Annotated in this window: 9 protein-coding genes; 6 read left to right on the top strand and 3 right to left on the bottom strand. The window is 62.8% G+C overall.

The genetic code is table 11. The features are described from left to right. Window positions 1–32 precede the first annotated feature (32 nt). Both ACK59H_RS16375 and ACK59H_RS16370 read right to left on the bottom strand, forming a co-directional pair. Window positions 33–278, bottom strand: coding sequence for a TIGR02647 family protein (locus ACK59H_RS16375; RefSeq protein WP_060478661.1), 246 nt, complete (start codon window positions 276–278; stop codon window positions 33–35). 69 nt (window positions 279–347) lie between these two features. Beyond that, complete coding sequence (locus ACK59H_RS16370) at window positions 348–647, bottom strand: hypothetical protein (protein ID WP_060478662.1); 300 nt, start codon at window positions 645–647, stop codon at window positions 348–350. 147 nt (window positions 648–794) lie between these two features. On the opposite strand from ACK59H_RS16370, the gene ACK59H_RS16365 reads away from it, so the two are divergent. After that, window positions 795–1,457 carry a glutathione S-transferase gene (locus tag ACK59H_RS16365; RefSeq protein WP_060478663.1) on the top strand — a complete coding sequence of 221 codons (663 nt, stop codon included), beginning with the start codon at window positions 795–797 and terminating at the stop codon, window positions 1,455–1,457. Window positions 1,458–1,539: 82 nt separating this feature from the next. Here the strand turns inward: ACK59H_RS16365 and argH are convergent, their stop codons facing one another. After that, window positions 1,540–2,934, bottom strand: coding sequence for an argininosuccinate lyase (argH, locus tag ACK59H_RS16360; protein ID WP_060478664.1), 1,395 nt, complete (start codon window positions 2,932–2,934; stop codon window positions 1,540–1,542). Window positions 2,935–3,243: 309 nt separating this feature from the next. Here argH and ACK59H_RS16355 point away from each other — a divergent pair, with 309 nt between their 5' ends. The 5 genes from ACK59H_RS16355 to ACK59H_RS16335 all read left to right on the top strand — a co-directional run bounded on the left by ACK59H_RS16355 (window position 3,244) and on the right by ACK59H_RS16335 (window position 8,189). Beyond that, the gene (locus tag ACK59H_RS16355) at window positions 3,244–3,987 is read left to right on the top strand and encodes a LytTR family DNA-binding domain-containing protein (protein WP_060478665.1); all 744 of its coding nucleotides are present in this window, start codon (window positions 3,244–3,246) and stop codon (window positions 3,985–3,987) included. 114 nt (window positions 3,988–4,101) lie between these two features. Next, window positions 4,102–5,043, top strand: coding sequence for a hydroxymethylbilane synthase (gene hemC / locus ACK59H_RS16350; protein ID WP_060478666.1), 942 nt, complete (start codon window positions 4,102–4,104; stop codon window positions 5,041–5,043). Next, the gene (locus ACK59H_RS16345) at window positions 5,040–5,822 is read left to right on the top strand and encodes a uroporphyrinogen-III synthase (protein WP_060478667.1); all 783 of its coding nucleotides are present in this window, start codon (window positions 5,040–5,042) and stop codon (window positions 5,820–5,822) included. The genes hemC and ACK59H_RS16345 overlap by 4 nt, the downstream gene beginning before the upstream one ends. Window positions 5,823–5,853: 31 nt before the next feature. Beyond that, window positions 5,854–6,954 (top strand): uroporphyrinogen-III C-methyltransferase, encoded by a 1,101-nt coding sequence (locus ACK59H_RS16340; RefSeq protein ID WP_060478668.1) that lies wholly within the window; start codon window positions 5,854–5,856, stop codon window positions 6,952–6,954. Then, the gene (locus ACK59H_RS16335) at window positions 6,951–8,189 is read left to right on the top strand and encodes a heme biosynthesis HemY N-terminal domain-containing protein (RefSeq protein WP_060478669.1); all 1,239 of its coding nucleotides are present in this window, start codon (window positions 6,951–6,953) and stop codon (window positions 8,187–8,189) included. The genes ACK59H_RS16340 and ACK59H_RS16335 overlap by 4 nt, the downstream gene beginning before the upstream one ends. Window positions 8,190–8,281 lie beyond the last annotated feature (92 nt).

Here is an 8,281-nt window from a genome sequence, read left to right as displayed (position 1 = left end):
GCGCAGCGTTGCGCGAAGAGGGCAGCATGGGTTCAGGCCGGCTGCGGTGCCTTGAGGATGTTGAGCAGCAGTTGCACGCTTTCTGCCGCATCATGCCCAAGGCTTGTAAGGTAGCCACCGTCAGGCTGATCGGTCACCTGCTTGTCATACAGGCGTTGCGCGGCGGCAACCAGGGTGGGGGAGGCGTTTGCGTGGATCTTGATCCCTTCTTGGTTGCTGTCCAGGTTGAACAGGGCGAGCACTTCCATTTCGGCGATCAGTTCGGGGGTGAAGGACATGGCGACTCCTGACTTCCAGACAAGGATGGCGGCACCGCCAGCGGTGCCTGACCCTGGAGTGTAGTCGGGTTATGCGTCGTCGCCTTGATCTGCCTCAGGCGGCAGCTCGGGCAAGGCGCGAAGGGCGTCTTCGTACCACTGGCCGTTGAATGGGCGATCTTCCTTGAGCATGTTGTCGATTTCGATGGCCAGCACGTGGGCCATGAGGTTGAGAATGTCTTCGCGCTCGTAGCCCACCAGCGTCAGTTTGTTGAACGTGGCCTTGGCGGCCGGCGGTTCACCGCTTTCGATCTGGTTCTCGATGGCTTCGGTCAGGGTCGCCTCGGCGAAGGCTTCGTCGTCGTTGTCGATTTCGTCATGTTCGCTCATGGCGGTACTCCTTGGGTGGGAGGGACAGTTTGCCATGCCTTCGCTGGCAATGCCCGGTCATCGACCGTGTGCATGACGCTGGTCAGGCAACGGTAGACGGTCTATAACAGCCGGGCCATTCCCACACGGCCTGGAGGCTGTAACCCCATGCTCAAGCTTCACGGATTCTCGGTCAGCAACTACTACAACATGGTCAAGCTGGCCTTGCTGGAGAAAGGCGTGCCTTTTGAAGAGGTCACGTTCTACGGCGGGCAAGCGCCGCATGCGCTGGATGTCAGCCCGCGCGGCAAGGTGCCAGTGCTGGAAACCGAGCACGGCTTTATCAGCGAAACCAGCGTCATCCTCGACTACATCGAGCAGACCCAACCAGGTAAAGCGCTGCTGCCAAGCGACCCGTTCAGCCAGGCCAAAGTGCGCGAGCTGCTTAAAGAAATCGAACTGTATATCGAGTTGCCAGCACGTACCTGCTATGCCGAGTCGTTCTTCGGCATGGCGGTGGAGCCGCTGATCAAGGAGCGTGCGCGCACCGAATTGCTGGCCGGGTTCGCCACCCTCAAGCGCAATGGTCGCTTCGCGCCTTACGTGGCGGGTGAACAGCTGACCCTGGCCGACCTGATGTTCTGCTTCTCGGTGGACCTTGCGTGCGCAGTGGGCAAGAAGGTACTGGGCATCGACCTGCTGGCGGACTTCCCCCAGGCCAAGGCGTTGCTGCAGCTGATGGGCGAGAACCCGCACATGGCGCGGATCGTGGCGGATAAGGAGGCTGCGATGCCAGCCTTCATGGAAATGATCCGCAGCGGTAAACGCTGAGGGCTCAGCGCAAGCCGTCGCCGGTGAAGCCTTCGCTGTAAAGGCTTCACCGGCGATCCAGAGCACGCGCTGGCGATAGGCGTCAGCGCGAAGCCAGCAGCGCCTTGCCGCGCGCGACCGCAGCGCGAACCTGGGCCGGGGCGGTACCACCGATGTGGTCACGCGCGTTCACCGAGCCTTCCAGCGTCAGCACGGCGAACACGTCCTGCTCGATCTGGTCGCTGAACTGGCGCAGCTCGTCCAGGCTCATTTCGGCCAGGTCTTTGCCGGTGTCCACGCCATACTTCACGGCATGGCCGACGATTTCGTGGCAATCACGGAACGGCAGGCCACGACGGACCAGGTAGTCGGCCAGGTCAGTGGCGGTCGAGAAGCCGCGCAGGGCCGCTTCGCGCATGACCGCATGCTTGGGCTTAATCGCCGGGATCATGTCGGCGAAGGCGCGCAGCGAGTCGCGCAGCGTGTCGGCAGCGTCGAACAGTGGCTCTTTGTCTTCCTGGTTGTCCTTGTTGTAGGCCAGTGGCTGGCCTTTCATCAGGGTCAACAGCCCGGTCAGCGCGCCGAACACTCGGCCGCTCTTGCCGCGCACCAGTTCAGGTACGTCGGGGTTCTTTTTCTGCGGCATGATCGAGCTGCCGGTGCAGAAGCGATCAGGCAGGTCGATGAACTGGAATTGGGCGCTGGTCCACAGCACCAGCTCTTCGGAGAAGCGCGACAGGTGCATCATCGCCACGCTGGCGGCAGCGCAGAACTCAATGGCGAAGTCACGATCCGAAACGCCGTCCAGCGAGTTGCCGGCCACGGCTTCGAAGCCCAGCAGCTGGCAGGTCAGCTCACGGTTGATCGGGTAGGTGGTACCGGCCAGTGCGGCACTGCCCAGAGGCATGCGGTTGGTGCGCTTGCGGCAGTCCACCAGGCGCTCGTAGTCGCGGCTGAGCATTTCGAACCAGGCCAGCAGGTGGTGGCCGAAAGTCACCGGCTGGGCGGTTTGCAGGTGCGTGAACCCAGGCATGATGGTTTCGGCTTCACGCTCGGCCTGCTCCAGCAGGCCCTGCTGCAGGCGGGTGATTTCGGCAAGGATCAGGTCGATCTCGTCACGCAGCCACAGACGGATATCGGTGGCCACCTGGTCGTTGCGGCTGCGGCCGGTGTGCAGCTTCTTGCCGGTGATACCGATGCGGTCGGTCAGGCGCGCTTCGATGTTCATGTGTACGTCTTCAAGGTCGACGCGCCAGTCGAAACTGCCGGCCTCGATTTCACCCTGAATGGTTTTCAGGCCATCGATGATGGTGTCGCGTTCGGCATCGCTCAGTACGCCGACCTGCGCCAGCATGCTGGCGTGGGCGATCGAACCCATGATGTCGTGGCGGTACAGGCGCTTGTCGAAGTCGACCGAGGCGGTGAAACGGGCGACGAAGGCGTCGACGGGTTCACTGAAGCGGCCGCCCCAGGACTGATTGGTCTTGTCGGTGCTCATGGATTCACTCATTGCAGGCGTGAACGAAAAAGTGGCGCCGATGATAGCAGGGTTGGGCCTTGCGCCGCAGGGCGTCGGTCGACAGAAACCGTTGCAAAACACACCCCAAGGTCGCACACGACGATATTCACCGATTGAACGGCAGTGTTCCATGGACCGTCTACAGTTGGACAGAGGACTGGCAGCGTTTCTGCCGGCTCAGTGAATCTTTGGCCTTCGTACAGGTCTAGAGCGTGACCGCAGCGTCGCTCGACCTGCTCTTGTCTACGCTATACCTGTGCGAGACTCACTCAGGAATCCAGAGCAATTATGAATGTCCTGATCGTTGATGATGAACCCCAAGCCCGTGACCGCCTTACACGCATGATCGCTGAACTGGAGGGGTACACCGTGCTGGAGCCCAGCGCCACGAATGGCGAAGAGGCCCTGGCGCTGATCGAAAGCCTCAAGCCGGATGTGGTGCTGCTGGACATCGGCATGCCAGGCCTGGATGGCCTGCAGGTCGCCGCTCGCCTCTGCGAGCGCGAGTCGCCCCCTTCGGTGGTGTTCTGTACCGGTGACGATGAATACGGCGCCGAGGCGTTCAAAGACAGCACCCTCAGCAACGTGACCAAGCCGATTCAGCCTCAGGCCCTGCGCGATGCACTGCGCAAGGCCGATAAACCCAACCGTGCCCAGTTGGCAGCACTGACTCGGCCTGGCAGCGAGGGTGGCAGCCCGCGCAGCCATATCAGTGCCCGCACGCGCAAAGGGATCGAGCTGATTCCATTGCCACAAGTCATTTATTTCATAGCCGATCACAAATACGTCACCTTGCGTCACGAAACCGGCGAGGTATTGCTGGATGAGCCGCTCAAGGCTTTGGAGGACGAATTCGGCGACCGTTTCGTGCGTATCCACCGTAACGCATTGGTAGCCCGTGAGCGCATCGAGCGCCTGCAACGCACACCCCTGGGGCATTTTCAGTTGTTCCTCAAGGGCTTGGACGGTGATGCGCTGACCGTTAGCCGTCGGCATGTGGCGGGCGTGCGCAAAATGATGCAGTCCCTTTGAGGCTGCGCTGTCGCGCCCGCCGCTACAGGTCTCGACAGGTTCCTGACCCACATCTGCTAGCGATGCCGATGATGCTGTTATCATCAGCGGCATTTCTTTGGATCGGGGCGTTTCATGTCCACTCGCGAAATCCGCATTGCCACCCGTAAAAGTGCCTTGGCCCTGTGGCAGGCCGAATACGTCAAAGCCCGCCTTGAGCAGGCCCACCCCGGGCTGCTGGTGACCCTGGTGCCGATGGTCAGCCGCGGCGACAAGCTGCTCGATGCACCGCTGGCGAAAATCGGCGGCAAGGGCCTTTTCGTCAAGGAGCTGGAAACCGCCCTGCTGGACAATGAAGCCGACATCGCGGTGCATTCGATGAAGGATGTGCCCATGGACTTCCCCGACGGCCTGGGGCTGTACTGCATCTGCGAGCGCGAAGACCCGCGCGATGCCTTCGTTTCGAACAACTATGCCAGCCTTGCGGCTTTGCCCGCCGGTAGCATCGTCGGCACTTCCAGCTTGCGCCGCCAGGCGCAGTTGCTGGCCCGTCGGCCGGACCTGAAAATCCACTTCCTGCGCGGTAACGTCAACACTCGCCTGGCCAAGCTCGATGCCGGTGAGTACGACGCCATCATCCTCGCGGCGGCAGGTCTGATCCGCCTTGGTTTCGAGGACCGCATCACTGCCAGCATGGGCGTCGACGACAGCCTGCCAGCCGGCGGCCAGGGCGCAGTGGGTATCGAGTGCCGCAGCGCGGACAGCGAAATTCATCAATTGCTGGCGCCACTGCACCATGCAGATACCGCCGACCGCGTGGTCGCCGAGCGCGCCTTGAACAAACGCCTCAATGGCGGCTGTCAGGTGCCGATCGCCTGTTACGCGGTGCTTGAAGGTGATCAGCTGTGGCTGCGCGGCATGGTCGGCCAGCCCAGTGGCGGCACTCTGCTGATGGCTGAGGCGCGCGCGCCGCGCGAAGCTGCGCAACGCCTGGGTGTGCAGGTTGCCGAAGATCTTCTGGGGCAGGGCGCGCAAGCCATCCTCGAAGAGGTCTACGGTGAGGCCGGGCATCCGTGAGCCCCTGGCGCCTGCTGCTGACCCGGCCTGAAGAGGACTGCGCGGTACTGGCGCAGCAGCTGGCCTGCGCGGGTGTGGCCAGCAGTTGCTTGCCGTTGCTGGCCATCGAGCCCGTTACCTTGGCAGACGGCCCCCTGCGCCAATTGGCCGGGCTGGCGCAGTACCAAGCCATCATTGTGGTCAGCAAGCCCGCTGCGCGCCTATTGCTTGAGCAGTTGCAGCGAGCTGGCCGGCAGGCGCCCGTGGCAGCCTGGTTTACCGTGGGGCAGGCCACGGCAGCCGTCTTGCAGGGCGCCGGGCTTCGGGTGTCGTTCCCTACCGAAGGTGACGACAGCGAAGCATTGCTCAAGCTTGCGGCCTTGCACCAGGCCATCAGCGTGCCTCAGGCGCGTGTGCTGATCGTTCGAGGCGTGGGAGGTCGTGAACTGCTCGCCGAGCGTCTTGCAGAGCAAGGTGCTAGTGTCGATTATCTGGAACTGTATCGTCGCTGCCTGCCGGAGTACCCGGCCGGTACGCTGATGCGACGCATTGAAGCGGAACGCCTCAATGGCCTGGTGGTCAGCAGTGGGCAGGGTCTTGAACATCTGCAGCAGCTGGCCGCCACCGATTGGCCGCAGCTGGCCAGCCTGCCGTTGTTCGTGCCGAGCCCGCGGGTCGCGGAGCAGGCCCGGGCCGCTGGTGCCCTAAAGGTTGTGGATTGCCATGGCGCGAGCGCCACGGCTTTGCTGGCAGCGGTGCAGCGTAGTGTTGCACCTGCCTCTCAAGGCGCTTCGAACTAGCGCGAAGCGCCCCCATGCGAAGGATGGATACGTGAGCGAAACTGTCTTGTCCAACAATGATCAGCCGTCGGCGCAGGAGCCGGCGCAACCTTTCACCGACAAGCCCGTCAAGCGCTCTGGCAATGGTCTGGCCGTGCTAGCGCTGTTGCTGGGTGCCGCTGGGCTAGCCGCCGGTGGTTGGGGTGTCTGGCAGGTGCGCCACCTTCAAAGCAGCGCCCTGAACCAGGGCCAGCACATCGAAACGCTTGACCAGCGCGCCGTAGCGCTGCAGCAGCGCGAGCAGCAGATCAGCGCGCAGCTGGCGAGCCTGCCGGCAGCCAGCGAACTGGAAGACCGTCGCCGTTTGGTGGCGCAACTGCAGGGCGATCAGCAACGTCTGAGCCAGCGCTTGGAAACCGTGCTGGGCGAAAGCCGCAAAGAGTGGCGTTTGGCCGAAGCTGAACATCTACTGCGCCTGGCGACCCTGCGCTTGTCGGCGTTGCAGGACATCACTAGTGCCAAAGCGCTGGTCGAAGGTGCCGACCAAATCCTGCGCGAACAGAGCGACCCGGGTGCATTTGCCGCTCGCGAGGAACTGGCGCGTAGCCTGGCTACGCTCAATAGCACCGAACAACCCGACCGCACCGGCCTGTTCCTCAAGCTTGCCGCCCAGCGCGACCTGGTGCAGCAACTGAGCGCCCAATCCCCGGAGTTCACCAGCAATGCCAACGCGCTCGGCGCGCTGAGCAGCGACGGCGATGTGGCTAGCCGCCTGTCCCAGTGGTGGTCGGAAATTTCCAAGTACTTCCAGATCGACTTCAATGCTGACGACAATGTGCGGCCTTTGCTGGCCGGGCAGCAGTTGAACCAGCTGCGACTGGCTTTGAGCCTGACCCTTGAGCAGGCCCAGTGGGCTGCCCTCAACGGCGAAGCCAAGGTCTATACCCAGGCTTTGGATGATGCGCGCAGCGTGCTGCTGGCCAACTTCAACGCAGACAACCCGCAAAGCAAGGCGATGCTCGACAGCCTCAACGCGTTGGCCGATCAGCCGGTATCGGTAGTCACCCCGGACCTGAGCGAAAGCCTGGCGGCGGTGCAGGCCTATATCCAGCGCCGCCATCTGCCTGCCGAGGCGCAAGGGAGCAAACCATGAAGCGTGTCTACCTGCTGGCCGTGCTGGCGATCGTGGTCGCTGCAGCCTTGGGCATCGCAGTGGCCAAGCATACGGGTTATGTGCTGATCAGCTATGGGAGCTTCCGTTATCAGTCCGGGCTGTGGGCTGCGCTCGCGGCCTTGGCTGGCGTGATCCTGCTGCTGTTGCTGCTGCGCTACCTGGTTGGATTGCTGCTGACCTCAAGTGGCGTGGTCAACCCATGGTCGCGGCGCAACCGCAGCCGAAGGGTGCGAATCGCCATCGAACAAGGCCAACTGGACCTGGCCGAGGGTCGCTGGGCCAGTGCGCAGCGTCACCTGCACCGTGCTGCCGAGGCCGAGCGCCAGCCATTGCTTTATTACCTTGGCGCCGCTCGTGCAGCCAATGAGCTGGGGCGTAAGGAGGACAGCGACAACCTGCTGGAGCGTGCGCTGGAGCGCCAGCCCCAGGCCGAGCTGGCCATTGCACTGACCCACGCGCAATTGCAGATGGACCGAGGCGAGCACGATGCTGCATTAGAGACGTTGATGGCCATGAACGAGCGCCATCCTCATAACGCCCAGGTGTTGCGCCTGTTGCAGCGCCTGCACCTGGAGCGTGGTGACTGGTCGGCGTTGATTCGTCTGCTGCCCGATCTGCGCAAGGGCAAGGTACTCCCGGTCGATGAGCTCGCCGCGTTGGAGAAGCGGGCATGGGGCCAGAACCTTGGCCTGGCCACCACCCGAGGCGAGGATTTGCAAGCCTCGCGCCAGGCACTCGAGCGCGCCTGGCAGCAATTGACCGCAGCCCAGCGCCAGGAGCCGCAGCTGGTGCTGGCCTATGCGGAACAGTTGCGCCAGCTGGGTGCTCAAGGTGAAGCCGAGCAGGTGCTGCGTACCGCGCTCAAGCGCAACTACGAAAGCCACCTTGCGCGCTTGTATGGCCTGGTACGCGGCGATGACCCTTCGCGGCAGTTGCAGGCTGCAGAGGGCTGGTTGAAAGAACATCCGCAAGACCCAAGCCTTTTGCTCACGCTTGGTCGGCTGAGCCTGCAGAACCGTTTGTGGGGCAAAGCACGCGATTATCTCGAGAGCAGCCTGCGCATGGAGCGTAATCCAGAAGCTTGCGCCGAGCTTGCGCGCCTGTTGGCCAGCTTGGGCGAAACCGAACGCAGTAATCAGCTGTTTCAAGAAGGTTTGGGCTTGCTTGATGAGCGCCTTTTGGCGCTGCCATTGCCCGAGAGCGAGCGGGCCTGAGTGCTCCATGAGCCCGCGTGGCGCGCGGGCTCATGTGGGCGGGTGACTCCTTTCTAGTGGAAAGTTAATTTCGCAACCTTCCCTGAGAAGTT

Origin of the sequence: Pseudomonas sp. KCJK9000 (assembly GCF_046230725.1) — a bacterium.
Lineage (GTDB): Bacteria > Pseudomonadota > Gammaproteobacteria > Pseudomonadales > Pseudomonadaceae > Aquipseudomonas > Aquipseudomonas promysalinigenes.
Note: the sequence above shows the minus strand (reverse complement) of the source record. Positions and strands in the feature narration are given on the sequence as shown.

Bases quoted from the DNA above. Each gene is read 5' to 3' on its own strand.
- ACK59H_RS16375 (WP_060478661.1), bottom strand. From the start codon at position 278: ATGTCCTTCACCCCCGAACTGATCGCCGAAATGGAAGTGCTCGCCCTG.
- ACK59H_RS16370 (WP_060478662.1), bottom strand. From the start codon at position 647: ATGAGCGAACATGACGAAATCGACAACGACGACGAAGCCTTCGCCGAG.
- ACK59H_RS16365 (WP_060478663.1), top strand. From the start codon at position 795: ATGCTCAAGCTTCACGGATTCTCGGTCAGCAACTACTACAACATGGTC.
- argH (WP_060478664.1), bottom strand. From the start codon at position 2,934: ATGAGCACCGACAAGACCAATCAGTCCTGGGGCGGCCGCTTCAGTGAA.
- ACK59H_RS16355 (WP_060478665.1), top strand. From the start codon at position 3,244: ATGAATGTCCTGATCGTTGATGATGAACCCCAAGCCCGTGACCGCCTT.
- hemC (WP_060478666.1), top strand. From the start codon at position 4,102: ATGTCCACTCGCGAAATCCGCATTGCCACCCGTAAAAGTGCCTTGGCC.
- ACK59H_RS16335 (WP_060478669.1), top strand. From the start codon at position 6,951: ATGAAGCGTGTCTACCTGCTGGCCGTGCTGGCGATCGTGGTCGCTGCA.